Below are 25,509 nucleotides of genomic sequence, written 5' to 3' on the forward strand. Positions count from 1 at the left end.
AGCCATGCTTCAGGAAATCGATCTCAGCAAACCGCTCTGGGTCTTCGGCTACGGCAGCCTGATCTGGCACCCGGGCTTCGCTGTGGAGGAGCAGGCGGTGGCGCGGCTCACCGGCTATCACCGGGCGTTCTGCATGTCCTCGATCCACCATCGCGGCACCGAGGCCTCGCCGGGGCTGGTGCTGGCGCTCGACGCCGCCGAGGGCGCGCAATGCGACGGGCTGGCGTTCCGCGTGGTGCCGGGGCAGGAGGCCGAGACGCTGGCCGCGCTGCGCGAGCGGGAGCTGATCTCCTCGGCCTATCTGGAGGAGCTGGTCACCCTGCGGCTGCGCGACGGGCGGGTGGTGACGGCGCTGGCCTATGTGGTCGACCGCGACCACGTCCAGTATTGCGGCGCGCTGGAGCTGGAGGAGCAGGCCCGGATCATCGCCCGCGCCTGCGGTGACCGCGGGCCCAATTGCGACTATCTCTACAACACCGCCGAGCACCTGACCGAGCTGGGCCTTGCCGATCCGGACCTCGACTGGCTGGCCGCGCGGGTGCGTGCCCTCACCGCATCGCCCCGCCGCTGATCGCGTTCGGGTCATTGGCATTCTGCGACTGCACTCCTATCGTGCGGGCGAAGTTGCCACAGTCCCGGAAGACCGACGTTGAGTGATTCCTCCGCGTATACGCATTTCTCGCAGCCCGTCCGCCAGATCGTCCAGATGCTGGTGGTCTGCGGCCTCGTCGGCGCGGGGGGCTGGATCATCTTTCCGAGCGTCAAGCCGGTGTTCCTGGCCAACCCCTGGCTGAACGGCACGATCGGGCTTGTTTTCCTGTTCGGCATCCTCGCCTGCTTCCTGCAGGTGGCCCAGCTCAGCTCCTCTGTCCGCTGGATCGAGGCCTTCGCCCGCGACCACCAGTCCGCAGCGGACAGCCCGGCGCCGCGGCTGCTGGCGCCGCTGGCGGCGCTGCTGCGTTCGCGCGGGGTCAACCGGCAGATCTCCTCGACCTCCGCTTCCTCGATCCTCGAATCGGTGGCGACCCGGATCGACGAGGGGCGGGACATCACCCGCTATATCGTCAACCTGCTGATCTTTCTCGGTCTTCTCGGAACCTTCTACGGCCTTGCCACGACCGTTCCGGCGGTGGTGGAGACCATCCGCTCGCTCGCCCCGCAGGAGGGCGAGACCGGGGTGGAGGTGTTCTCCAAGCTTATGAACGGGCTCGAGGCGCAGCTCGGCGGCATGGGCACGGCCTTCGGCTCCTCGCTGCTGGGCCTGGCCGGCTCGCTGGTCGTGGGGCTGCTGGAGCTCTTTGCCTCGCGCGGCCAGAACCGGTTCTACCGCGAGCTGGAGGAATGGCTCAGCTCGATCACCCGGCTCGGCTTTGCCGGCGCCGAGGGCGACGTGACCGGTGAGGCCGGCGCGCTGATCGCCGTGCTCGACCACATGGCCGAGCAGATGGAGGCGATGCGCGAGATGTTCACCCAGTCTGACGTCAGCCGGGCGATGGTGGACGACAGGCTGTCCGAGGTGGCCGTCGCGGTGACCTCGCTGACCCGCGCCATGCAGCACGGCGACCGCAGCACCGACCTGCTGGAACGCATCGCCGAGGGGCAGGAACGCATGGTCGAGACCCAGCAGCAGGTGCTGCACCGGACCGCCAGCGGCCGCACCCAGGAAGGCGAGATGATCGACAGCGGCTCCGATGCCGAGAGCCGGATGCGGCTGCGCTCGATCGACGTGCAGCTGCTGCGCATCCTCGAGGAGATCGCGGCCGGCCGGCAGGAGACCGTGGCCGACCTGCGCGCCGATATCTCGACGCTGACCCGCGAGGTGCGCAAGCTGCGCAACCTCGTCTATCCGCAGCCGGAACAGGGCTCGTCCCGGGTCATCCAGCGCGAGCCGCGCGAGCCTCGGGAGTAGCGCATGGCCCTCCGAAGCCGCAGGACGGACCGCTTCTCGGCCTCGATCTGGCCCGGGTTCGTCGATGCCATGACGGCGTTGCTGCTGGTGCTGATGTTCGTGCTGTCGATCTTCATGATCGTGCAGTTCATGCTGCGCGAGACGATCACCGGGCAGGAGAGCGAGCTCGATATCCTGACACAGGAGGTGGCGCAGCTCGCCGATGCGCTTGGCTTCGAGCAGGACCGCAGCGCCGACCTGGAGCGGCAGGTGGGGCTGCTGGACGATACGCTGGCGCAGGCGCAGCAGGATGCGGATGCGCAATCGGCGCTGATCGCCTCGCTGACCGCGCAGGTGGGCGAGCAGCAGGACGCGCTGGCCGAGGCGGCGACGCGGATCACCGATTTCGAGGCGCAGGTGGCGCAGCTTCTGATCGAGCGCGACGACGCCCGCGGCGAGGTGGCCGACCTGGAACAGACCCGCAGCTCGCTGGAGACGGCGCTGGCCAGCGCCCGCAGCGAGATCGACGCGAGCGCCGAGGCGGCCCGGCTGGCGGCGGCGCGGCGCGAGGCGCTGGAGGCGATGGTGGCCGACCTGGAGGCCGAGCGCGACAGCCTGAGCGCCGAGCTCGGCGACGAGGAAGCCGCGCGGCTGGCCGAGGCCGCCGCGGCCCAGGCGCTGCGCGAGAAGCTGGCCGGCGCGGAGGACGAGCTGACCGCGATGACACTGGCGCTCGAGGAGCAGCGCCGGCGCGCCGAGGAGACGCTGACCTTGCTGGCGGCGGCGGAATCGGCGGAGGCCGAGCTGAACGAGAAACTGGCGGCGGCGCTTCTGTCGGGGACCGATCTGGAGAGCCAGCTCCTGGCCCGTACCGAGGAGGGCGAGGCCCGGGCCGCCGCGCTGGCCGAGGCGCAGGCGGAAGCCGCGCGTATGCGCGACGCGCTGGCCGCGGCCGAGGCAGAACGCGCCCGGCTGACCGCGGCGCTGGAAGAGGCGCGGGGCGGCCAGGTGTCGAACGCGGAGGCGTTGGCCGCGGCCGAGGCACAGATAGCCGAGCTGGGAACCGAGCTCACCAACCTGCGCTCGCGGGGCGCGGCGCTGGAGGCGCGGCTCTCGACCGCCGAGGCGGACACCGCGGCGCTGGCCGAGGCCGAGGCGGCGCTGGCCGCCCGCACGCAGGAACTGGCAGCCGAGCGCGCGGCGGTGGCGCGGCTGACCGAGGAGCGTGACACGGCGGTGGCCGACGGCGCCGGCAGCGCGCAGGCGCTGGCCGAGGCGCAGCGGACGATCGAGACGCTGTCGGACGACCTTGCCGGGCTGCGCAGCGAACTGGCCCGGCTCGCCGCCGAGAACGAGAGCCTGCGCGACGCCAACGGCAATGCCGAGGACATCCGCAACCGCCTTGCCGCCGCGCTGGCCGCAAAGCTCGCCGCCGAGACCGAGGCGCAGGACGCGCAGAGCTTGGCCGAGCGCCGCGCCGCGCTGCTCGCCGCCGCCCGCACCCAGCTCAGCCAGGAGGAGGCGCAGTCGGAGGAGAGCCAGCGCAAGGTCACGCTGCTCAACCAGCAGGTCGCCGCGCTGCGCCGCGATCTCGGGCAGCTGCAGGGGCTGCTGGACGCCGCCGAGGCCCGCGATGTGGAATCGCAGGCGCAGGTGCAGGATTTCGGCGCCCGGCTGAACCGCGCCATGGCGCAGCTTGCGCTGGAGCAGGATGCGCGGGTGCGGCTGGAAGAGGCGGAACGCAAGCGGCTGGAGGAGGAGAAGCTCCGGCTGGAAGAGGAGAAGAAGGACCTCGCCAATTACCGCTCCGAGTTCTTCGGCGAGCTGCGCCGGATCCTTGGCGGGCGCGAGGGCGTGCGGATCGAGGGCGACCGGTTCGTCTTTTCCTCCGAGGTGCTGTTCGAGCCGGGGTCGGCCGAGATCAGCGCCGCGGGCCGCGAGCAGATCGCCGGCGTCGCCGGCATCCTTTCCGACGTCTCCGGCGACATTCCGCAAGGCATCGACTGGGTGATCCGGGTCGACGGCCACACCGACGACACGCCGGTGCTGGGCGGGCAATACCGCGACAACTGGGAGCTGAGCCAGGCGCGGGCGCTCTCGGTGGTGCGCTACATGACACAGGCGCTCGGCTTCCCGCCGGAACGGCTGGCGGCCAACGGGTTCGGGGAGTTCCAGCCGATCAACCCGGCCGACACGCCGGAGGCGCGGGCGCAGAACCGGCGGATCGAGCTGAAGCTGACCGAACGCTAAGGGGCGGGAAGCTCGAAGCGGATCTCGCGGCGGTCGAGCACCGTCTCGCCGCGCCGGTGCACCACCTCACCGCGATAGGCGCCGGGCGCGAAGCCGCCCTCGGGCGCGCGGATGCCCCAGGCGCGATAGAAGAACGGCTGCCAGCGCGGCAGCGCCTCGCTGTGGCTGCGGGGCGGGGCGTCGCCGGGAGCGTCGAGCGCGATCTCCACCACGTCGCCCTCGAGGCCCGCATAGGCATAGCCCCAGACCACGAGCGCCGCGGGCGCGCCTTCGGGCAGGGCCTGGAGCGGCAGGCCGGCCTTGACCTCCTCGTAGCTCGGCACCCGGTCGAGAATGCCCGCCGCGAGCAGGCCGCCGTCGCGGTAGGGCGGGGCGGCGAGCCAGAGCCCGTCGCCGGCGGCGCCGCAGTCGCGGGTCATGTCCGGGTTGAACGGGTCGATGACGGCGTTGCCCTCGCGGACCGAGAAATGGACATGCGGGAAGGTCGCCTCGCCGCTCATCCCGACGAGGCCGAGCACCTCGCCGCGCGCCACCTGCTGGCCCTGTTTCACGGCCAGGCTGCCATTGCGCAGGTGGCAATACTGGGTCTCCCAGCCGTCGCCGTGGTCGATCGCGACGCCGTTGCCGCATTCGCGGCCCGAGACGTTGGGCGCGGCGGGATCGGTGGTGTCGATGTCGGGCATGCCGTCGCGCACGCCGCGCACCACGCCGGGGGCGGCGGCGATCACCGGCACGCCGGCGGCCATGTCCGCCAGCGTCGGGATGCCGAAATCGGTGCCCTTGTGGCCGTCGTTGGCCAGACCGTTGCACCCGACATCCCGCTGGCCGGGGCCGGGGTCGCGGTCGACATATTGCTGGATGTAGCAGGTCTCGCCGAAGGTGCAGTCGATCGGCAGGCCGAGCGCCGGCGGCTCGGCGCTGGCGGGCAGGGCGGTGGCGGCGCAGGCGAGGGCCGCACGCAGAAAGGGCGCCCGGAGGCGCCCTGTCCGTGTTTGTGCGGTCAAGCCGGTCAATCCGCGGTAAGGAGCGGGGGCTTGCGCGCCGAGAGGCGCAGCTTGCCCGGTTCCTCGACGGTGAGTTCCAGCTCGCCGTCCTTGACGCCGACCTTGACGATGCCGCCCTTGGTCAGCTTGCCGAAGAGCAGTTCCTCGGCCAGCGGCTTCTTGATGTGCTCCTGGATCACCCGGCCGAGCGGGCGGGCGCCCATCTTGTCGTCGTAGCCCTTGTCGGCCAGCCACTCGGCCGCCGGCTTGGTCAGTTCGATGGTGACGTTGCGGTCCATCAGCTGGGCTTCAAGCTGCAGCACGAACTTCTCGACCACCTGCAGGATCACCTCCTTGCCGAGCGGCGCGAAGCTGACCACCGCGTCGAGGCGGTTGCGGAATTCCGGCGTGAAGGTCCGCTCGATGGCGGCGGTGTCCTCGCCCTCGCGCTTGTCGCGGCCGAAGCCGATGGCGGCCTTGGCCATGTCCGAGGCGCCGGCGTTCGAGGTCATGATCAGGATCACGTTGCGGAAGTCCACCGACCGGCCGTTGTGGTCGGTCAGGGTGCCGTGGTCCATGACCTGCAGCAGGATGTTGAACACGTCCGGATGCGCCTTCTCGATCTCGTCGAGCAGGAGCACGCAATGCGGGTGCTGGTCGACGCCGTCGGTCAGCAGGCCGCCCTGGTCGAAGCCGACGTAGCCCGGAGGCGCGCCGATGAGGCGGGAGACCGCGTGCTTCTCCATGTATTCCGACATGTCGAAGCGCAGCAGTTCCACGCCGAGCGTGTCGGCGAGCTGCTTGGCGACCTCGGTCTTGCCGACGCCGGTGGGGCCGGCAAAGAGGTAGTTGCCGATCGGCTTCTCGGGCTCGCGCAGGCCGGCGCGGGCCAGCTTGATCGAGGCCGAGAGCGCCTCGATGGCGTTGTCCTGGCCGAACACCACGCGCTTGAGCGTGCTTTCGAGATCCTTGAGCACCTCGGCATCGTCCTTGGAGACGTTCTTGGGCGGGATGCGGGCGATCCGGGCGACCACGGCCTCGATCTCCTTGGTGCCGATGGTCTTGCGCCGCTTGCTTTCGGGCACGAGGTGCTGCGCCGCGCCGGCCTCGTCGATCACGTCGATCGCCTTGTCGGGCAGCTTGCGGTCGTTCATGTAGCGCGCCGACAGCTCCACCGCCGTCTTGATGGCGTCGGCGGTGTACTTGATGTCGTGGTGCTTCTCGAAATAGGGCTTGAGGCCCTTGAGGATCTTGACGCTGTCCTCGACCGAGGGCTCGTTGACGTCGATCTTCTGGAACCGGCGGGAGAGCGCGCGGTCCTTCTCGAAATGCTGGCGGAACTCCTTGTAGGTGGTCGAGCCCATGCAGCGCAGCTTGCCGCCCTGAAGCGCGGGCTTCAGCAGGTTGGAGGCATCCATCGCACCGCCGGAGGTGGCGCCGGCGCCGATCACGGTGTGGATCTCGTCGATGAAGAGCACGGCGTCGGGGTGGTCCTCCAACTCCGTCACAACGGCCTTGAGCCGCTCCTCGAAATCGCCGCGGTAGCGGGTGCCGGCCAGCAGCGCGCCCATGTCGAGCGAGAAGATGGTGGCGCCGGCGAGCACTTCCGGTGTCTCGCCCGAGACGATCTTGCGGGCGAGGCCCTCGGCGATGGCGGTCTTGCCGACGCCCGGGTCGCCGACCAGCAGCGGGTTGTTCTTGCGGCGGCGGCAGAGCACCTGGATGCAGCGCTCGACCTCGTGGTCGCGGCCGATCAGCGGGTCGACATCGCCCTTCTCGGCCTTGGCGTTGAGGTTCACGCAATACTTGGCGAGCGCCGATTCCTTCTGCTCCGTCTCCCCGGAGCCGCTGTCCTCGGAGCGCGAGCTGTCCTCGTCCATCTCGTTGGCGCCGGTGATCGGGCGGCTTTCGCCGAAGCTCGGGTTCTTGGCGACGCCGTGGGCGATGAAGTTCACCGCGTCGTAGCGCGTCATGTCCTGTTCCTGCAGGAAATAGGCGGCGTTCGACTCGCGTTCGGCGAAGATCGCGACCAGCACGTTGGCGCCGGTCACCTCGGTACGGCCGGAGGACTGGACGTGGATCGCGGCGCGCTGGATCACCCGCTGGAAGGCGGCGGTGGGCACGGCTTCGGAGCCTTCCACCTCGGTGACGAGCGTTGCCAGATCCTCTTCGATATACTCGACCAGTTTCCGGCGCAGCTCCTCCAGGTCGACGTCGCAGGCCTGCATGACCTTGGCGGCGTCGGGCTCGTCGATCAGCGCGAGGAGCAGGTGCTCCAGCGTTGCCAGCTCATGGCGACGGGCATTCGCAAATCCAAGCGCGGCATGGATGGCTTGCTCGAGTGTGTTCGAAAATGACGGCACGGGGCGCGCTCCTTTTCCTGTAGGCCATGCGCGGAGGGAGGACCGCAGTCAGCCTGTGCTCTTGGTATTAAAGTTTGGTTGGTGTTGGCGCGGCTTCAAGTCTTTTTTCTCGGCGAACGCCGCTTCGTGCTGCATATGCACAAAATGTGATCGGTTCTCCGCAGAGTCCGGCGCAGCACTGGAAGGCCGCTGACGCTGAGGCAGGGCGGCGCGGGATGCCAGCATGCCCCGCGCTGCCCGATGAGTCGAGGTCCCGCCGCGGGCCACTCGCCCGGAAGGCGATCAGAACGCGTCCTTGCGGCGTCGGATCTCGGCAAAGACCTCCGCGTCCGGCGCGCCGGCCATCCCCATGCGCGCCTTCATTTGCGGGTCGGTGGCGCGCAGGAACGGGTTGGTGGCCAGCTCCAGCGACAGCTCCGACGGCACGGTCGGGCGGCCGGCGGCGCGGGCGGCGGCGACGTCGGCCACGCGCTTTTTCAACGCCGGGTTGTCCGGGTCGACGGTCACCGCGAAGGCGCCGTTGGCGGCGGTGTACTCGTGGCCGGAATAGACCAGCGTCTCCGGGGGCAGGGCGGCGAGCCTGGAGAGCGAGGCCCACATGGTCCGCGCGTCGCCCTCGAAGAGCCGGCCGCAGCCGAGCGCCATCAGGCTGTCGGCGGTGAAGACCGCGCCGGGGAAGGAAAAGGCGATATGGCCGAGGGTGTGCCCTGAGACGTCGAGCACCTGCGCCTGCTCCGCTCCCACAGCGACGCTGTCGCCTTCCCGCAGGGCGAGGTCGAGCGGCGGCAGGCGGTGGGCATCGGCGGCGGCGCCGACCACGCGGGCGCCGGTCTCGGCCTTCAACTCGGCCACGCCGTCGATGTGGTCGTTGTGGTGGTGGGTGATCAGGATGTCGGTGAGCGACCAGCCGCGCTCCGCGAGGGCGGCGCGGATCGGCGCGGCGTCGGGCACGTCCACCACGGCGGTCGCCCCGGTTCCGGCGTCGTGCAGCAGGTAGGCATAGTTGTCGGCCCGGCAGGGAACGGTGACGATTTCGAGCGGCATGGCGTTTCCTTTTCTTCGGGAGCCGTTATGGTTGCCTCTCAAGATGGAGATGGAGCAGGCCGGGCGCAATGCATCTGGATGTGCTGGACCTGAGGGAATTCTACTACAGGACTCGGCTGGGCCGTGTCGCGCAGCGCGCCGTGCGCGATCAGCTGGAAACCTTCTGGCCGGCCTCCGAGGTGCGCGGGCAGACGGTGGTGGGGTTCGGCTTTGCCGTGCCGCTGCTGCGTCCCTACCTCGCCGTCGCCCGGCGGGTGATCGCGCTGATGCCGGCGCCGCAGGGGGTGATGCCCTGGCCCTCGGGAATGCCCAATGTCTCGGTCCTGAGCGAAGAGACGCTCTGGCCGCTCGAGACCGGCAGCGTCGACCGGCTGGTGCTGATGCACGGGCTGGAGACCTCCGACCGCCCCTCCGACCTGCTGGAGGAGATCCACCGGGTGCTGGGGCCGGGCGGGCGCGTGGTTTTCGTGGTGCCGAACCGCTCCGGGCTCTGGGCGCGCCGCGACGCGACGCCCTTCGGCTACGGGCGGCCCTATTCGCTAGGCCAGCTCGAGACGCAGCTCCTGCGCCACGCCTTCCGCACCGAGCGCCACGCCGCGGCGCTCTATGGCCCGCCCTCGGAGCGGCGTTTCTGGCTGCGCTCCTCGGGGCTTCTGGAGCAATACGGGCGGCGGCTGTCCTCGTCGCTCGCGGGCGGGGTGTTCCTGTTCGAGGCCTCCAAGCAGATGCAGACGCCGGGTGGGGCGGCGGTCAAGGACATGGTGCGCGATCCGCTGCGCGTGCTGGACGCGGTGAACGCGCCGTCCGGGCCGAAACCGGCCTGAGAGCGCCACACCTGCGGTGATTCTCCTTGCCGGCCGCCGATGCGGCCCTAATTGCGCGCCTGACGCCGGTGTTGCGCGGTTCGCGGGCGCCAGCGGCCATGTTAGCGCCGATACGAGGGCAATCTGCCGCAGAGGCACAGAATGGGGTGGTTTTGCCGCGCTGCGGCATTTTCTGTATGCAATCGCACACAATTGATGCGGGATTCTCGGCGCTTCGCAAGTTTCAGCGCCTGAGAGGGCCGATTTGATGCCGGAAATTGCCGGGCGGCGGCTGAAGAAGAGCGGTAAATTGCTTTGGTCAAGAGAGTTGCGAGGCCGAAACGGGTCTGTTACATCGCTCTTCGATTTATGGGGGGAACGATGGTTGCCGCCCGAAACAGGATGCGCCCGGACAGCCGTGTACCGGTGCGCGACAACAAGAGGGGTGGACGTGTCAGAAACGGCTTCGATTTCCTCCAGCATTGCCGCGCGATACGCGCAGGCGCTGTTCGAACTGGCCAAGGACGAGGGCAAGCTTGCCACTCTTGAAGCCGATACCGACTCCCTGTCGGAAGCGCTCGAGACCTCGGACGACCTGAAGGCGATGATCGGTTCCCCGGTCTACAGCCGCGCAGAACAGGCCGCCGCGATCACCGCGGTCGCCGACAAGATGGGCCTCGATGGCGTGACCCGCAACGGCCTCGGCCTGATGGCGTCCAACCGCCGCCTGTTCGCGCTGCCGCTGGTGCTCAAGGCGCTGCGCGCAAAGATCGCCGACGAGAAGGGCGAAGTGACCGCAGAGGTGACCTCCGCCGTCCCGCTCTCCGCCGAACAATCCGGCGCCGTCGCCGAGATGCTGAAGTCCCGCTTCGGCAAGGACATCAAACTGAACACGGCCGTGGATGAAAGCCTCATCGGCGGTCTCATCGTCAAGGTGGGCTCGAAGATGGTCGACACGTCCGTCCGCGCGAAGCTCGCCAATCTCCAGAACGCTATGAAAGAGGTCGGGTAATGGCACTGCAAGCTGCGGAAATTTCCGCAATCCTCAAGGACCAGATCAAGAACTTCGGTCAGGAAGCCGAAGTCGCCGAAGTCGGCCGCGTGCTGTCCGTCGGTGACGGTATTGCCCGCGTTCACGGTCTGGACAACATCCAGGCCGGCGAGATGGTCGAGTTCCCGGGCGGCATCCGGGGCATGGCGCTGAACCTCGAGATCGACAACGTCGGTGTCGTGATCTTCGGCTCCGACCGCGACATCAAGGAAGGCGACGTGGTCAAGCGGACCAACGCCATCGTGGACGTGCCGGTGGGCGACGCCATGCTCGGCCGCGTGGTCGACGGCCTCGGCAACCCGATTGACGGCAAGGGCGCCATCGAGACCTCCGAGCGCCGCGTGGCGGACGTGAAGGCTCCCGGCATCATCCCGCGTAAATCCGTGCACGAGCCGATGGCCACCGGCCTGAAGTCGGTCGACGCCATGATCCCGATCGGCCGCGGCCAGCGCGAGCTGATCATCGGCGACCGTCAGACCGGCAAGACCGCCGTGGCGCTCGACACGATCCTGAACCAGAAGTCCTACAACGACGCCGCCGGCGATGACGAGAGCAAGAAGCTCTACTGCATCTACGTGGCCGTCGGCCAGAAGCGCTCCACCGTTGCCCAGCTCGTGAAGAAGCTCGAGGAAACCGGCGCGATCGAGTACACCACCATCGTTGCCGCCACCGCTTCGGACCCGGCGCCGATGCAGTACCTGGCTCCGTATTCCGCCACCGCGATGGCCGAGTACTACCGCGACAACGGCCGCCACGCCCTGATCATCTACGATGACCTTTCCAAGCAGGCCGTCTCCTACCGTCAGATGTCGCTGCTGCTGCGCCGTCCGCCGGGGCGTGAAGCCTACCCGGGTGACGTTTTCTACCTGCACTCCCGCCTCCTGGAGCGGTCCGCGAAGCTGAACGAGGACCACGGTGCCGGCTCGCTGACCGCGCTGCCGATCATCGAAACCCAGGGCGGCGACGTGTCGGCGTTCATTCCGACCAACGTGATCTCGATCACCGACGGCCAGATATTCCTCGAGACCGAACTGTTCTACCAGGGCATCCGCCCGGCCGTGAACACCGGTCTGTCGGTGTCGCGCGTGGGCTCCTCGGCCCAGACCAACGCGATGAAATCGGTCGCCGGCCCGGTGAAGCTGGAACTCGCGCAGTACCGCGAGATGGCCGCCTTCGCCCAGTTCGGTTCCGACCTCGACGCCGCCACCCAGCAGTTGCTGAACCGCGGCGCGCGCCTGACCGAGCTGATGAAGCAGCCGCAGTACTCGCCGCTGACCAACGCCGAGATCGTCTGCGTGATCTTCGCCGGCGTGAACGGCTACCTCGACAAGATCCCGGTCGGCGACGTCGGCCGCTTCGAGTCGGGCCTGCTGACCTTCATCCGGACCAAGCATGCCGATCTTCTCGACTGGATCACCAAGGAAGATCCGAAGGTGAAGGGCGATGCCGCCGACCGTATCAAGGCCGTGGTGGAAGAGTACGCCAAAGGCTTCGCGTGAGGCTGAGGAACGCATAGATGCCCAGCCTCAAGGATCTCAAGAATCGGATCGATAGCGTCAAGTCGACGCGAAAGATCACGAAGGCCATGCAGATGGTGGCCGCCGCAAAACTGCGGCGGGCCCAGGATGCGGCCGAAAGCGCACGGCCTTATGCCGAGCGGATGCAGGCCGTGATGAGCGGCCTGGCCGCGGCGGTCGGCGCCAGCGAAGGCGCGCCCCGGCTTCTCGCCGGGACGGGCTCCAACCAGGTTCACATGCTGGTCGTGATGACCTCCGAACGCGGCCTCTGCGGCGGCTTCAACTCGACGATCGTGCGGGCCGCGCGCCTCAAGATCGACGCGCTGCTTGCCGAGGGGAAGACGGTCAAGATCATCACCGTCGGCAAGAAGGGCCGCGAACAGCTCAAGCGGGACTACAAGCAGTATTTCGTGGACCACGTCGACATGAGCGGCGTGAAGAAGCTCGGCTACGACGACGCGGCCGGGATCGCGGATGACCTGCTGGCCCGCTACGAGGCCGGAGAGTTCGACGTCTGCACCATCTTCTTCAACAAGTTCCTCTCGGTGATCAGCCAGGAGCCGCAGGTCAAGCAGATCATCCCTGCGACCTTCGAGGCCCCTGAAGAAGGCGCCGAGAGCGGCGCGCTCTACGATTACGAGCCGAGCGAAGAAGGTGTGCTGGCGGACCTGCTGCCGCGGGGGATCTCGACGCAGATCTTCACCGCGCTGCTGGAGAACGGCGCCTCGGAAGAGGGCGCGCGGATGACCGCGATGGACAACGCGACCCGCAACGCCGGCGAGATGATCGAGAAGCTGACGATCGAGTTCAACCGCTCCCGTCAGGCCGTCATCACCAACGAGCTCATCGAAATCATTTCGGGCGCCGAGGCGCTCTGAGAAACCGGAGACACATAACAAATGGCTAGCAACGGCAAAGTGACCCAGGTCATCGGCGCCGTCGTCGACGTTCAGTTCGACGGCGACCTGCCCGAAATCCTCAACGCGCTCGAAACCGAGAACAACGGCAAGCGCCTGGTTCTCGAGGTCGCCCAGCACCTCGGCGAAAGCACCGTGCGGGCGATCGCGATGGACGCGACCGAAGGCCTCGTGCGCGGCGCCCCGGTGAAGGACACCGGCGGCCCGATCACCGTTCCCGTGGGCAACGCGACCCTGGGCCGGATCCTCAACGTCGTCGGTGAGCCGGTGGACGAAGGTGCGCCGGTCACGGCCGACGAGCACCGCGCCATCCACCAGCCGGCGCCGGAGTTCAAGGAGCAGTCCACCGAATCCGAGATCCTCGTCACAGGCATCAAGGTCGTCGACCTGCTCGCTCCCTACGCCAAGGGCGGCAAGATCGGCCTGTTCGGCGGCGCCGGCGTGGGCAAGACGGTTCTCATCATGGAACTGATCAACAACATCGCGAAGGTGCACTCGGGCTTCTCCGTGTTCGCCGGTGTTGGCGAGCGGACCCGTGAGGGCAACGACCTTTACCACGAGATGATCGAATCGGGCGTTATCAACCCCGAGGACCTGTCGAAGTCGCAGGTGGCCCTGGTCTACGGCCAGATGAACGAGCCTCCGGGGGCCCGTGCCCGCGTCGCGCTGACCGGCCTGACGCTCGCCGAGCAGTTCCGCGACCAGTCCGGGACCGACGTTCTGTTCTTCGTCGACAACATCTTCCGGTTCACCCAGGCGGGCTCCGAGGTGTCGGCGCTTCTCGGCCGTATTCCTTCGGCCGTGGGTTACCAGCCGACGCTGGCCACCGACATGGGCGCCCTGCAGGAGCGCATCACCTCGACCAAGGCCGGTTCGATCACCTCGGTGCAGGCGATCTACGTGCCTGCGGACGACCTGACCGACCCCGCGCCGGCCACGTCGTTTGCCCACCTCGACGCCACCACCGTGCTGTCGCGCGCGATCTCCGAGCTGGGCATCTACCCGGCCGTGGACCCGCTCGACTCCACCTCGCGCCTGATGGACCCGGCGGTCCTCGGCGAGGAGCACTACAAGGTGGCCCGTGACGTGCAGGGTATCCTCCAGCGCTACAAGTCGCTGCAGGACATCATCGCCATTCTCGGCATGGACGAGCTCTCGGAAGAGGACAAGCTGGTCGTGGCCCGCGCCCGGAAGATCCAGCGCTTCCTGTCGCAGCCCTTCGACGTGGCCCAGGTCTTCACCGGTTTCCCCGGTGTGCAGGTGCCGCTCGAGAAGACCATCGCGTCCTTCAAGGCCGTGGTCGCCGGCGAGTACGACCACCTGCCCGAAGCCGCCTTCTACATGGTCGGCGATATCGAGGAAGCGGTTGCCAAGGCCGAGAAGATGGCTGCGGACGCCGCATAAGGAGGGCCCATGGCCAACACGATGCAGTTCGATCTGGTAAGCCCGGAAAAGCGGCTGGCGTCGCTTGAGGCCACCCAGGTCCAGATCCCGGGCTCCGAGGGCGACATGACGGTGATGGCGGAGCATGCTCCTGTCATCACCACCCTGCGCCCCGGCCTGGTGAAGGTCACCGGCGCCGACGGCTCCGAGACCAGCTTCGCGGTGACCGGCGGCTTCGCCGAGATCAACGCCGAATCCATGTCGGTCCTGGCCGAGCGAGCCTATGTCGGCGCGGCGGAATCCCGTGCGGCGCTGGAAGGCTTTCTCGAGGACGCGCGCAAGCGCGCCGCCGAGGCCACCGGCGACACGCGGGACGTGGCGGAGAAATTCGTCGCCGACCTCGTGCACCTGATGGAAGCGATGGAGTAATCCCGCGCCATTCGGACATTCCAGGGCCCCGCGTCTCCGGACGCGGGGCCCTTTTCGTCTCCGGGCGCCCACGGCCTCGCAAGGCGTTCCAATTTATGCCGGAATATGCTGCTATCGCGACCTGATGGAACGGATGCGCAATTATCTCATCGGGGTCGATCAGGGACAGAGCGTCCTGTTTTCCGATTTCCAGGATGGCGGCCCGATGTGGGCCGGAACCGGACCGCGCCAGGTGCGCGAGGCGGTGCGGTTTTCCGAGCCCTTCCGCCAGCCGCCGGTGGTGCACGCCGGTCTCGCCATGTGGGACATCGACCGCGATTCCAACCAGCGGGCCGACATCTCGGCCGAGAATGTCACCGAAACCGGCTTCGATCTGGTGTTCCGCACCTGGGGCGACACCCAGGTCGCCCGCGTCCGCGCCACGTGGCTCGCCATAGGCGAGCTGCCGCACGAGGACGACTGGAAGCTCTAGGGCAGGGGCGCGGCCCTGCTTCTTCTGTCCTGAAATACCCCCGCCGGAGGCACCCGCGCGTCAGCGCGGGCCCTCGGGCCCGGGTCCGCTGCGTGGCGGTCAGTAGGTGCCTTCGTAGATCGCCGCCAGCGCCTCGTGGTCGAACAGCGACGACACCGAGGTGCCGTTCCAGATGTTGAGGATCGCCTGGGCGAACATCGGCGCGGTGGGCACGATGCGGATGTTCTCCGCCTTCTGCACCGCTTCTGTGGGCTCGATGGAATCGGTGATGACGAGGGATTTCATCGACGATTTGGTGATCCGGTCCACCGCCGGGCCGCTCAGCACGCCGTGGGTGATGTAGGAATGGACTTCCTTGGCGCCGGCATCCATCAGCACGTCCGCCGCCTTGCAGAGCGTTCCGGCGGTGTCGCAGATGTCGTCGACGATGATGCAGGTCTGGCCCTTCACGTCGCCGATCACGGTCATCTCGGCGACCTCGCCGGCCTTTTCGCGGCGCTTGTCCACGATGGCCAGCGCGCTGCCGGTGCGTTTCGCCAGTTCCCGGGCGCGGGCCACGCCGCCGACGTCGGGGCTGATCACGGTGAGCTTGTCGAGCTTCTTCTTGAACTTGTGGCGGATATCGAGCGCGAAGACCGGCGCGGCGTAGAGGTTGTCCACCGGGATGTCGAAGAAGCCTTGGATCTGGGTTGCGTGCAGGTCCATCGTGAGGACCCGGTCGATCCCGCTCACGTCGATCATGTTGGCCACGAGCTTGGCCGAGATCGGGGTGCGTGCCTTGGTGCGCCGGTCCTGGCGGGCATAGCCGAAATACGGGATCACTGCGGTGATGCGGGCCGCCGAGGAGCGCCGCAGCGCGTCCGACATGATCAGCAGCTCCATCAGGTTGTCGTTGGCCGGGTTCGAGGTCGGCTGGATGATGAACATGTCCTCGCCGCGGACGTTCTCGTAGACCTCGACGAAGATCTCCTGGTCGTTGAACCGCTCGACGCGGGCGTCGACGAGCCCGACGGACATGCCGCGGCTCATCGAGACGCGGCGCGAGATCGCCTGCGCCAATGGCAGGTTGGCATTGCCGGAGATCAGCTTCGGCTGGGTGTGGTTTGGCATGGCAGCAGGCTCCGGAGTGAACGGAATCGTGACAGGGATGTGACGTGATCGCCGTAACGCATGGGGCGCGGCTTGGAAACACCGTGTCGGCCCGACAGGCCCCCGAGTGCGGTTTTCGACACCCGATTAGGGCTTGCCCGCCACATTCCGGAGGCTAGGCTCCGCCACGCACCCCAGGAGGCCCACATGACCCAGATCGACTATTTCTTCTCGACCATCTCGCCCTTCACCTATCTCGCCGGAAACCGGCTCGAGGAAATCGCCGCCAGGCACGGCGCGACCATCGCCTACAAGCCCCTGGACATCATCGCGCTGTTTCCCCGCACCGGCGGCATTCCGGTGAAGGACCGGCATCCCGCGCGGCTCGAATACCGGATGCAGGAGCTGCAACGCGGCGCGAAGAAGGCCGGGATGCCGATGAACTTCAAGCCGGCGCATTTCCCGACCAACGCCGCGCCCTCGTCCTATGCGATCATCGCGGCCCAGAAGTCCGGCGGCGACGTGGGGCCGCTGGCCCAGGCCTTTCTGCGGGCCGTCTGGGCCGAGGAAAAGGACATCGCCGACGACGCGGTGGTGCGCGAGTGCCTCGGGAATTGCGGCTTCGATCCGAGCCTCGCCGATTCCGGTCTCCTGACCGGGGCCGAGACCTATGCCGCCAACCTCGAGGAAGCGGTGAACCGGGGCGTTTTCGGCGCGCCTTTCTACATTACCGGCGAGGATCAGCGGTTCTGGGGCCATGACCGGCTCGAGGATCTCGACGCCCATCTGGCCGGGCGTCTGTAGCGCGCGCCTCAGGGCGCCGGCTTGCGGGCGACGATAAAGACGGCCTTGGCCGGATCGTCGTCCGGTTGCCAGTCTCGCAGGACCTCGAAACCCGCGGCCTCGATACTCCGGTGGAGCTCCGCGCGGCCGAGCTGCGTCATCCGCGGCACCAGCCGGAGCGCCGCGGCGGCAGGCAGCAGGTAGCGGGAGACGGCATTGTCGATATCGGCGATGCAGGTCGTGCTGCTGAAGAACATGCCGCCGGGGCGCAGCATGGCGTGGATCCAGGCCAGGGCCGTGTCCGGGTCGTCGAGCAGGTGCAGGATGCTCATGGCAAGCACCGCGTCGAGGCTGGCGTCGGGCTGGTCGATCTCGTCGAAATCGGCGCAGTCGAAGGCGATGTTTTCGGTCGGGGCCGCGGCGGCCTTCTCGCGGCAGATCTCGATCATCTTCGGCGAGGAATCGACGGCGCGGAAGCGGCGCACATGGGGCGCGTGCTCCAGCGCGGTGGTGCCGGTGCCGCAGCCGATCTCCAGCACGTCCCAGTCCGGCTGCAGGTAGGAGCGCGTGATCGCCAGCTTCTCCCGGTAGCTCTCCTCGTCGCGCACCGGCATCCGGGCGTAGCGCCGCGCGATCAGGTCCCAGAAACGGCTCCGTTTGCCCATGGCGTCCTCGTCGCTTGGCGCGGCGGCCCGCCGGGTTGGGTGGCGCCCCGGCTCCGGTGGGCCTGGCGCCCTGCGGCGCCGGTCGGCCTCAGAGCAAGGACAGGAAGCGGTCGGTCTCCGCGGGGTCGGCCGACCAGTCGGTGACAAAGCGCGCCGCGAGCGGGGCGTCCTCCGGGCCGCCGTCCAGCGTGTCGTCCCAAAGGTGATACTGTGCCCCCGCCTCGAACAGCCGGCGATGGGTGGCGCGGGGCAGGCGGGCAAAGACGATGTTGGCCTCGGGGCGGAACATCAGGTTGGCGCCGGGTGCGTCGCGCAGCCCGTCGGCGAGGCGCTGACAGGCGGTATTCGCGGCCCCGGCCATCTCGAGCCAGAGCCCGCCTTCCAGGTAGCCTTGCATCTGCGCGGCGAGGTAGCGGTGCTTGGAGAACAGATGCGCCCCGCGCTTGCGGCGCAGTTCGAATTCCATCGAGCGGGCCGGGTCGAAGAGGATCGCGGCCTCGACGCCCATCAGGCCGTTCTTGGTGCCGCCGAAGCTCAGCATGTCGATGCCGGCCTTCCAGGTCATTTCGGCGGGGCTGCATCCGAGACCGGCCAGCGCATTGGCGAAACGCGCACCGTCCATGTGGACGGGCAGGCCGTAGCGGTGGGCGACGTCGGACAGCGTCCGGAGTTCTTCCAGGGTGTAGAGCGTGCCCTTCTCGGTGGCCTGGGTGAGCGAGACCGGCCCACGCTGCGGTCCGTGGACGCCGCGGGTCTCCTCGGCCTCGATTGCCGCCGCGAGGCCCTCCGGGGTCATCTTGCCGTCGACCGTCTCCACCAGGGTCAGCTTGGCGCCGCCGGAGAAGAACTCGGGCGCGTTGCACTCGTCCTCGTGGATATGGGCGACGCGGGAGCAGAAGATCGTCTGCCAGGGGGCGGTGCCGGTGGAGAGCAGGAGCGCGTTCGCCGCGGTTCCGGTCGCCATCAGATGCACCGCGGCTTCGGGCGCTTCAAAGATCTCGCGGAGCGTCTGAACGACCTCGGCGGTCAGCGGGTCCGCGCCGTAGGCCGGCGCGTAGCCGGTGTTCGCCCGGGCGAGCGCGTCGAGGATCCTGGGGTGAATCGGGCCGGTGTTGTCGGAGGCGAAATACATGGCCCCGGTCTAGTCCCGCAGCCCGGGCAAGGGAAGGGGCCGCGCACCGGCAGGAGCGGTGCGCGGCGGCTCATGCGGTCAGGAGGCGATCCGGAGGGTGTCGGTCTCCTGCCGGGCGAGGGTGAAGCTGGCGCTGTCCCGTTCGAGGGCGGTGGCCTGGGCCTGCAGGGCGGAGACGGCGGCGTTCGTTTCCTCGAACATGGCGGCGTTCTGCTGCGTCACCTGGTCGAGCTGGTTCATCGCCGAGGAGATCTCGTTCAGCCCGGTGGCCTGCTGGGCGGAGGATTCCGCGATGTCGCTGACCAACTCGTCGAGCTGGGCCACCAGCTTCTCGATTTCCTCGAGCGAGGTGCCGGATTCGTTGACGAGCTGCACGCCGGTCTCCACCTGATGGCCCGAGGTCGCGATCAGCTGGGCGATCTCCCGCGCGGCTTCCGAGGAGCGCTGTGCCAGCGCCCGCACCTCCGAGGCGACGACGGCGAAGCCGCGGCCGGCATCGCCCGCCCGGGCGGCCTCGACGCCCGCGTTGAGCGCGAGAAGGTTGGTCTGGAAGGCGATGTCGTCGATCACGCCGGTGATCTTGGAGATCCGCCCCGAGCTCTCGGAGATCTCGGTCATGGCGTCGATGGTGCGGTGCACGACCTCCTTGCCGGCGCGCGAGCGGTCGCGGGTGCGCGAGACGGTGCCGGCGGCTTCGCGGGCGCCGTGGGTGGAGCTTTCCAGCGAAGAGGTCAATTCGGTCACCGCGGCGGCGGTCTGCTCCAGCGAGGCGGCCTGCGATTCGGTGCGCCGGCCAAGTTCCACCGCGGCGGCATTGAGGCTGCTTGTTTCGGAGTTGATGTGGCCCGCGCCCTCGACGATCGAGCCGACAAGCTCGGAGACCCGTTCCACCGCGTTGTTGAAATCCTTCCGCAGCGCCTCGTAGGCGGGCGGGAAGGTCTGGGTAAGGCGGGTGGACAGGTCGCCCTGGGACATCGCGTTGAGCGATTGTGCGAGGCTGCTGACGACTAGCTCCTGTTCGGCGCGCACGCGCTCCCGCTCCGCCTCTGCCTCGGCACGCTGGGCCTCGCGTTCGGCGGCCTGCCGGGCCTCCTCCTGCTGGCGATGCGTGGCGGCCTCGGCCTCGCGTTTCTGCATCAGGCTCTCCTGCTCCAGCGCGGCTTCGCGCTGCCGGGCGAGTTCCTTGTCCTTGGCGACCTGCTCGGCCTCGAGCCGGGTCCGTTCGACCAGGGCGGTGCGGAACACGTCGATCGAGCGGGCCATGTCGCCGACCTCGCTCTGCGCGTCGATCAGCGGAACCGGCGTTTCGACATCGCCTTCCTTGAGCCCGCGCATCCGGCCGATCAGGGCGGCGAGCGGGCGGGTCACGCTGCGCACGAGCAGGGTCGAGACACCGACCATGGCGACGATGCTGACCGCCATCGCGATCAGGCTGAAGGTCCGCAGGTGGGACAGGGCGCCGTGGATGTCGGAAACGTAGGAGCCGGTGCCGACGATCCAGTTCCAGGCCTCGTAATGGACGACGAAGCCGATCTTTTCCTCCGGCACGGTCGTGTCCGGCTTGATGAAGTGATAGGTCACCGAACCGGCGCCGTCCTTGATCGCCACGTCGCGCAACGCCTCGTAGAGCTTCAGGCCCTTGGCGTCCTCGTAATCGGCCTGGTTGGTGCCGACCCATTCGGGCTTGGCGGGCAGGACGAGGATGTCGACGTCCGGCGTGAAGGCGAAGAAGTACCCGTCCGTGCCATAGGTCGCCTTGCCCAGCGCGTCCCGGGCTTCCGCCTGCGCTTCTTCCAACGTCAGTTCGCCGCGTTCGACGTGATCTGCGTAGTTGTCGAGCAGGCTGGTGGCGGTTTCGACCACGTCGTTCAGGTGCTGCTGCCGCATCTCGAAGGCGCTGTCGACCGCCATCGACAACAGCACTTCGGCGAGAACGAAGATCAGCAGGGCCGCAAGCGCGACGATTCCGTAGATACGGGTGGAAAGGCGGGAGAGTAGGGAGCGTAGCATCGGGAAGTCCAATTCACCTGAAGTCCCGCTCTTCCTAGACGACAGGGAATAACGTCGGCTTAATGGCCGATTTCGCGCCCGCGCGTCAGAGATCGCCGTCGAGCAGGTGGTCTTCCCAGTCTTCCTCGGGCACGTCGAATTCCGACAGGGTCATGCCCTGCATCGAGACGCCGGCGCGGTGCACGCTCTCGCGGTCGCCGGAAATCAGGTAGTGCCAGGAATGGAGCGGCTTGCCCTCGGCCAGCAGCCGGTAGGCGCAGGTGCGGGGCATCCAGTAGGCGTGGCTGCCGATGTTCTGCGGGCTCAGGGTCACGCAATCGGGCACGAACTGGTGGCGGATCTCGTAATGGGTGCAGCGGCAGGTGTCGTCGTCGAGCAGGCGGCAGGCGATGCGGGTGAAGGCGACCTCGCCGGTATCCTCGTCCTCGAGCTTGTTGAGGCAGCACTTGCCGCAGCCGTCGCAGAGCGCCTCCCATTCCGCCGTGTTCATCTTTTCGAGCGGCACACGCTCCCAGAACCGCGGGCGCAGCTGCTCCGTCGAGGTCTTGGCCGTGGCGCCGGGCCGGCGCGGTTTCCTGGGGGCGCGGGCGGTCATTCGGCCTGGATGGCGGCGGTCGGGAAGCCGGTGAGCGGCACCTCGGAGAGGATCTCGCGGGCGCGGGCGCTGTCGGCGTCCATCTGGGCGACGAGGGCATCGACGCCGGGGAACTTCATCTCCGGGCGCAGGTAGGCGACGAGGCCGACCGAGAGGTGGGCGTCGTAGAGGTCGCCCGAGAAGTCGAACAGGTGGGTCTCGATGTTGGGGACGGTTTCGTCGAACATCGGGCGCATGCCGATGGAGGCCACGCCCCGGTAATTGCCCGCGTGCGGCCCCGTCACCACCTCGACCAGCACGGCATAGACACCGTACCGCGGCTGGTGCAGGCCCGAGAGGCTCATGTTGGCGGTATGATAGCCGAGGGTGCGGCCGCGCTTGGCGCCGTGTTCCACGGGGCCTTCGAGACGGTGCCAGTGGCCCAGCATGCTCGCTGCCTTGCGCGGCTCCCCGGCGGAGAGCGCCTCGCGGATGGCGGTGGAGGAGACGCGCTCGCCGGAGCCGTTGCCGAGCAGCTCGGCCACCACCACGTCGAACCCCATGTCGCGTCCGGCGTCGCGCAGCGTGGTTACATTGCCGGCCCGTCCCTTGCCGTAGCAGAAGTCGGCCCCGACGGTGACGCCGGCAAGGCCCAGCCCGTCGGACAGCACCTCCCGGCAGAATGCGTCATGGGTCAGGCCGTGGAGTTGGGCGTCGAAGGGCAGCTCGAAGAGCAGGTCGACCCCGAGCTTGGACAGCCTGTGCGCCCGTGCCTCGGCGTTCATCAGCCGAAAGGGCGGCGCGTCCGGCATGAAGACCTCGCGCGGGTGCGGCTCGAAAGTGAGAACGCCGAGCGGGGCGCCGCTGCGGGCGGCGGCGTCGCGGGTCAGGTCCAGAACGGTCAGATGCCCCCGGTGCACGCCATCGAAATTGCCGATCGCGGCAAACGCGCCGCGGTCGGAGTCCGTGATGTCGGCCAGGGAGGTGATCCGCTTCATGCGCTTCCCCTAGCCGCGAGGACAGGAGAGCGCAAGCGGGGCGACGATCAGTCCAGTTTCTTGGACGGCGCCAGCACGTTCGCCTCGCCGCGCAGCACCACGGTCTTGCCGATGCTGGCCTGCGTCAGCAGCCGGACCCGGCGCTTCTTGTGATCGATCTCGGCCACCTCGACCTCGACATGGACGATGTCGCCGGGGCGCACCGGGGCCATGAACTTGAGTGTCTGGCCGAGGTAGATCGTGCCGTGGCCGGGCAGCTGCTCTCCGATCACGGCGGAGATCAGGCCGGCGGTCAGCATGCCGTGGGCGATGCGGCCCTCGAACACGGTTTCCCTGGCGTATTCCTCGTCGAGGTGGACCGGGTTGTGGTCGGTCGAGACCTCGGCGAACTTCTCGATGTCCGCGTCCGTGATCAGTTTCGTCAGATCACGCTTCATGCCGATTTCCAGATCCTCGAGGAAGATCGTGTGACCGGTATCGTTGTCGAGCATCATGACAATCCTTTGGTTTCTTGCCGGCCTATCTAGCGGAAATCACGTCCTGCTGCAATGCAGAAAGAAACAAAGTGCAAAGCTGCCATGCGATTCTGGCAACTTTGTTTCGTGCCGGATCGGCGGTTCTCGCGCGGTCGCGCAATGCCGCATGGCAGCGTCCTGCGTGCTGCGTTGCGGCGCTAACATCCGGCAAAACGGGCTGAAACGCGCCCTGCGCGGGGATCAGCGGAAGAAGCCCATGGCGTAGGGCGCGGACATGCCGTGCGCCTCGAGGTAGGTGGTGAGCGCGACCTGCTCCGGGTGACGTTTGGTCATCGTCTCCTGCGCGGCGAGGCCGCCGGTGATGAAAACCGAATCGAGCCCCTCGCCGACCGCACCCTTGATGTCGGTGCCGATCCCGTCGCCGATGCAGACGATTCGGTCGTCCTGGACGAAGCCGACCTCCGCGAGGCGCCGCCGGGCGAGGTCGTAGATCGCCGGGTAGGGCTTGCCGAAGTAGAGGCTCTCGCCGCCCATCTCGGTGTAGAGCTGGGCAAGCGCGCCGGCGCACCATTGCCGGGTCTCGCCGAGGTCGACCACGATGTCGGGGTTGGCGCAGAGCAGCTTCATCCCCTTGGTCTTGGCGTAGAGAAAGGCCGGGCGGTTGACCTCCGGGTCGGCATGGGGATCGAACGGGCCGGTGCAGACGATGCCCTCGGCCTCTTCCAGCGGCACCCGGGTGATCTCGACCGGGTCGTCGAGCATCTTGAGCGGCTCGAAGAACGGGTCGTCCTTGGGCTCGCCGATGTGGTAGACCTTGCTGCCCACCGCGCCGGTGAACATCGCCAGCCGGGCGCTGTCGCCGGAGGTGGCGATGGTGTCCCAGGCGTCGTCGGGGATGCCGAGCCGGGCCATCTGCTCGGCCACGGTCGCTCGCGGGCGCGGCGCATTGGTCAGCATGACGATCTTGCCGCCCCTGGCGCGGAACGCCCGGCAGGCCTCGACCGCGTCGGGAAAGGCCGCGATCCCGTTGTGCATGCAGCCCCAGAGATCGACGAAGGCTGCGTCGTACATGTCGGAAATCTCGGCGAAATGCTCGATGATGCGGGTCATGGGGTCTCCGGAGCCTGGGGATGCGCGTCCTCTACGCGGTCCCCCGCGCTATAGCGCAGCGGGGGCGGGCCGAACAGGGGGCGCTCAGCGCAGCAACAGCCGGACGGCGAGGCGGGCGACCCGGTCGTAAGGCGCGCGGATCAGGCGCGATCCGTGCCAGCGGCCAGCGCGGTAGATGCCTTTTGCGTGGCTGAGGCGGCGAAAGCCCTCGACCCCGTGATAGGCGCCGATCCCGCTGTCGCCGACACCGCCGAAGGGCAGCCCCTCGATCGCATAGTGCAGCATCATGCCGTTCACGGTGACATTGCCGCTGGTGGTGCGGTCCAGCACCTCGGCGATGCCGTCGCGGTCCCGCCCATAGACATAGAGCGCCAGCGGCCGCGGGCGGGCGTTGACGAAGCGGATGGCCTCGGCCCGGGTCTCGGCGGCAACGACCGGCAGGTAGGGCCCGAAGATCTCTTCCTGCATGATCGCCATCTCGGGCGTGGCGTTCAGCACCAGCGTCGGAGAGACCGCGCGCGGATGGGCGCTGTTGCCGCCCTCGGTGAGCGCCGGGACGATCTCGGCGCCGCGGGCGCGGGCGTCCTCCAGCAGGCCGAGCAGGCGGGCATGGTGGCGGTCGCTGACGATGGTGGTCAGGTTCGGATCGGCCAGCCCGCCGGGATAGGAGGCGCGGACGGCGGCGGTGAAGCCCTCCCTGAAGGCCGGGATGAGCTTCGCGGGGGCGAGCAGGTAATCCGGCGCAATGCAGGTCTGGCCGGCGTTCGCGGCCTTTCCGAAGGCGATGTCGCCGGCGGCGAGGTCGATATCCGCGTCGTCCTGCAGGATCACCGGGGACTTGCCGCCGAGCTCCAGCGTCACCGGGGTGAGGGTGTCGGCGGCGGCGCGCATCACGTGGCGGCCGACGGCGGTGGAGCCGGTGAAGAACAGGTGGTCGAAGGGCAGGGCGGTGAAGGCGGCAGCAAGCTCCGCGTCCCCGATCACCACGGCGACCTCGGTCGGTTCGAAGATCCCGCCCAGCATCGCCTTGAGCACCTCGGCCGTGGCGGGGGCAAGTTCGGAGGCCTTGACGATTGCCCGGTTGCCCGCGGCGAGCGCGGTGGCCAGCGGCACCAGCGCGAGGCCCGCGGGGTAGTTCCAGGCCGACAGGATCCCCACCACGCCGAGCGGCTGGTAACGCAGCTCCGCCCGGCCGGGCTGCATCAGAAGGCCGACGCGCCGCCGTTCGGGCCGCATCCAGCCGCGCAGGTGGCGCCGCATGTGGTCGATCGCCTGAACGGTGGGGCCGAGATCGATCAGCGCGGTCTCGGTGGCAGGGCGGTTGCCGAAATCGGCCATCGCGGCCTGTTCGAAGGTCTCCCGGCTGGCCACGATCGCGTCGCGCAGGCGCTTGAGCGCATCGCGGCGGTGGGCGAGGTCGGGCGTGCCGTGGGCGAGAAAGGCGTCGCGCTGGCGGGCCAGCAACTCGGCCGCGCCGCCGGTCGGATCGGTGTTGGGAGCGCCGTCGGGCATGGTCCGTTCCTCCGTCTGAACCTGCCCGAGAAGGTGGAGAGCCGCATGGGACCGGTCAAC

The 25,509-nt window shown here is 68.4% G+C and carries 23 protein-coding genes; 11 read left to right on the forward strand and 12 right to left on the reverse strand.

What is annotated here, in order from left to right; translation table 11 throughout:
- The first annotated feature begins 4 nt into the window (after positions 1-4).
- From CHB86_RS01255 to CHB86_RS01265, 3 genes are all read left to right on the forward strand, one after another.
- Positions 5-571 carry a gamma-glutamylcyclotransferase gene (locus CHB86_RS01255; RefSeq protein ID WP_089230732.1) on the forward strand — a complete coding sequence of 189 codons (567 nt, stop codon included), beginning with the start codon at positions 5-7 and terminating at the stop codon, positions 569-571.
- A gap of 135 nt (positions 572-706) precedes the next feature.
- Positions 707-1,909: a biopolymer transporter ExbB gene (locus CHB86_RS01260; RefSeq protein WP_245837728.1), complete on the forward strand. Its 1,203-nt coding sequence runs from the start codon at positions 707-709 to the stop codon at positions 1,907-1,909.
- A gap of 3 nt (positions 1,910-1,912) precedes the next feature.
- Positions 1,913-4,138 carry a peptidoglycan -binding protein gene (locus CHB86_RS01265; protein ID WP_089230734.1) on the forward strand — a complete coding sequence of 742 codons (2,226 nt, stop codon included), beginning with the start codon at positions 1,913-1,915 and terminating at the stop codon, positions 4,136-4,138.
- Here CHB86_RS01265 and CHB86_RS01270 read toward each other — a convergent pair.
- The 3 genes from CHB86_RS01270 to gloB all read right to left on the reverse strand — a co-directional run bounded on the left by CHB86_RS01270 (position 4,135) and on the right by gloB (position 8,528).
- Positions 4,135-5,142, reverse strand: coding sequence for a M23 family metallopeptidase (locus tag CHB86_RS01270; RefSeq protein WP_089230735.1), 1,008 nt, complete (start codon positions 5,140-5,142; stop codon positions 4,135-4,137). The two genes, CHB86_RS01265 and CHB86_RS01270, sit on opposite strands and share 4 nt — an antisense overlap.
- 5 nt (positions 5,143-5,147) lie before the next feature.
- Positions 5,148-7,484 (reverse strand): ATP-dependent Clp protease ATP-binding subunit ClpA, encoded by a 2,337-nt coding sequence (gene clpA / locus CHB86_RS01275; RefSeq protein ID WP_089230736.1) that lies wholly within the window; start codon positions 7,482-7,484, stop codon positions 5,148-5,150.
- Between the two features lie 282 nt (positions 7,485-7,766).
- A complete protein-coding gene (gene gloB, locus CHB86_RS01280; protein ID WP_089230737.1) occupies positions 7,767-8,528 on the reverse strand; it encodes a hydroxyacylglutathione hydrolase in 762 nt (253 codons plus the stop codon).
- Positions 8,529-8,596: 68 nt separating this feature from the next.
- Here gloB and CHB86_RS01285 point away from each other — a divergent pair, with 68 nt between their 5' ends.
- The 7 genes from CHB86_RS01285 (at position 8,597) to CHB86_RS01315 (ending at position 15,100) form a co-directional block, all read left to right on the forward strand.
- Positions 8,597-9,352 carry a class I SAM-dependent methyltransferase gene (locus CHB86_RS01285; protein ID WP_089230738.1) on the forward strand — a complete coding sequence of 252 codons (756 nt, stop codon included), beginning with the start codon at positions 8,597-8,599 and terminating at the stop codon, positions 9,350-9,352.
- A 430-nt stretch (positions 9,353-9,782) separates the two neighbouring features.
- Entirely contained in the window at positions 9,783-10,343 is a 561-nt protein-coding gene (locus tag CHB86_RS01290; RefSeq protein ID WP_089231562.1) for a F0F1 ATP synthase subunit delta, read from the forward strand.
- Positions 10,343-11,881: a F0F1 ATP synthase subunit alpha gene (atpA, locus tag CHB86_RS01295; RefSeq protein WP_089230739.1), complete on the forward strand. Its 1,539-nt coding sequence runs from the start codon at positions 10,343-10,345 to the stop codon at positions 11,879-11,881. Before CHB86_RS01290 ends, atpA begins: the two co-directional genes overlap by 1 nt.
- A 17-nt stretch (positions 11,882-11,898) precedes the next feature.
- Positions 11,899-12,777, forward strand: coding sequence for a F0F1 ATP synthase subunit gamma (locus tag CHB86_RS01300; protein WP_089230740.1), 879 nt, complete (start codon positions 11,899-11,901; stop codon positions 12,775-12,777).
- Positions 12,778-12,798: 21 nt separating this feature from the next.
- Positions 12,799-14,220 (forward strand): F0F1 ATP synthase subunit beta, encoded by a 1,422-nt coding sequence (gene atpD, locus CHB86_RS01305; protein ID WP_089230741.1) that lies wholly within the window; start codon positions 12,799-12,801, stop codon positions 14,218-14,220.
- A gap of 9 nt (positions 14,221-14,229) precedes the next feature.
- The gene (locus CHB86_RS01310) at positions 14,230-14,628 is read left to right on the forward strand and encodes a F0F1 ATP synthase subunit epsilon (RefSeq protein WP_089230742.1); all 399 of its coding nucleotides are present in this window, start codon (positions 14,230-14,232) and stop codon (positions 14,626-14,628) included.
- A 124-nt stretch (positions 14,629-14,752) separates the two neighbouring features.
- Positions 14,753-15,100 carry an H-type lectin domain-containing protein gene (locus CHB86_RS01315; RefSeq protein ID WP_089230743.1) on the forward strand — a complete coding sequence of 116 codons (348 nt, stop codon included), beginning with the start codon at positions 14,753-14,755 and terminating at the stop codon, positions 15,098-15,100.
- 99 nt (positions 15,101-15,199) lie between these two features.
- On the opposite strand, the gene CHB86_RS01320 is transcribed toward CHB86_RS01315, so the two are convergent.
- Positions 15,200-16,210 carry a ribose-phosphate pyrophosphokinase gene (locus CHB86_RS01320; protein WP_089230744.1) on the reverse strand — a complete coding sequence of 337 codons (1,011 nt, stop codon included), beginning with the start codon at positions 16,208-16,210 and terminating at the stop codon, positions 15,200-15,202.
- 186 nt (positions 16,211-16,396) lie between these two features.
- Between CHB86_RS01320 and CHB86_RS01325 the strand changes: the two genes are divergently transcribed.
- Positions 16,397-16,993, forward strand: a complete 597-nt coding sequence (locus CHB86_RS01325; protein WP_089230745.1) for a 2-hydroxychromene-2-carboxylate isomerase — start codon at positions 16,397-16,399, stop codon at positions 16,991-16,993.
- A gap of 8 nt (positions 16,994-17,001) precedes the next feature.
- Here the strand turns inward: CHB86_RS01325 and CHB86_RS01330 are convergent, their stop codons facing one another.
- The 8 genes from CHB86_RS01330 to CHB86_RS01365 form a co-directional block, all read right to left on the reverse strand.
- Positions 17,002-17,637 (reverse strand): class I SAM-dependent methyltransferase, encoded by a 636-nt coding sequence (locus tag CHB86_RS01330; RefSeq protein WP_089230746.1) that lies wholly within the window; start codon positions 17,635-17,637, stop codon positions 17,002-17,004.
- An 88-nt stretch (positions 17,638-17,725) separates the two neighbouring features.
- A complete protein-coding gene (locus tag CHB86_RS01335; protein WP_089230747.1) occupies positions 17,726-18,769 on the reverse strand; it encodes a threonine aldolase family protein in 1,044 nt (347 codons plus the stop codon).
- 78 nt (positions 18,770-18,847) lie between these two features.
- Positions 18,848-20,779, reverse strand: a complete 1,932-nt coding sequence (locus CHB86_RS01340; RefSeq protein ID WP_089230748.1) for a methyl-accepting chemotaxis protein — start codon at positions 20,777-20,779, stop codon at positions 18,848-18,850.
- 85 nt (positions 20,780-20,864) lie between these two features.
- On the reverse strand, positions 20,865-21,269 hold the full coding sequence (locus tag CHB86_RS01345) for a YcgN family cysteine cluster protein (protein WP_245837729.1): 405 nt from the start codon (positions 21,267-21,269) through the stop codon (positions 20,865-20,867).
- 101 nt (positions 21,270-21,370) lie between these two features.
- Complete coding sequence (locus CHB86_RS01350) at positions 21,371-22,351, reverse strand: bifunctional riboflavin kinase/FAD synthetase (RefSeq protein ID WP_089230750.1); 981 nt, start codon at positions 22,349-22,351, stop codon at positions 21,371-21,373.
- A 47-nt stretch (positions 22,352-22,398) separates the two neighbouring features.
- Positions 22,399-22,842, reverse strand: coding sequence for a MaoC family dehydratase (locus CHB86_RS01355; protein ID WP_089231563.1), 444 nt, complete (start codon positions 22,840-22,842; stop codon positions 22,399-22,401).
- A 225-nt stretch (positions 22,843-23,067) separates the two neighbouring features.
- The gene (locus CHB86_RS01360) at positions 23,068-23,937 is read right to left on the reverse strand and encodes a TIGR01459 family HAD-type hydrolase (protein WP_089230751.1); all 870 of its coding nucleotides are present in this window, start codon (positions 23,935-23,937) and stop codon (positions 23,068-23,070) included.
- Between the two features lie 84 nt (positions 23,938-24,021).
- Positions 24,022-25,449, reverse strand: a complete 1,428-nt coding sequence (locus tag CHB86_RS01365) for a coniferyl aldehyde dehydrogenase (RefSeq protein WP_089230752.1) — start codon at positions 25,447-25,449, stop codon at positions 24,022-24,024.
- Positions 25,450-25,509 lie beyond the last annotated feature (60 nt).

Origin of the sequence: Tropicimonas sediminicola (assembly GCF_900188335.1) — a bacterium.
GTDB classification, from domain to species: Bacteria; Pseudomonadota; Alphaproteobacteria; order Rhodobacterales; family Rhodobacteraceae; genus Tropicimonas; species Tropicimonas sediminicola.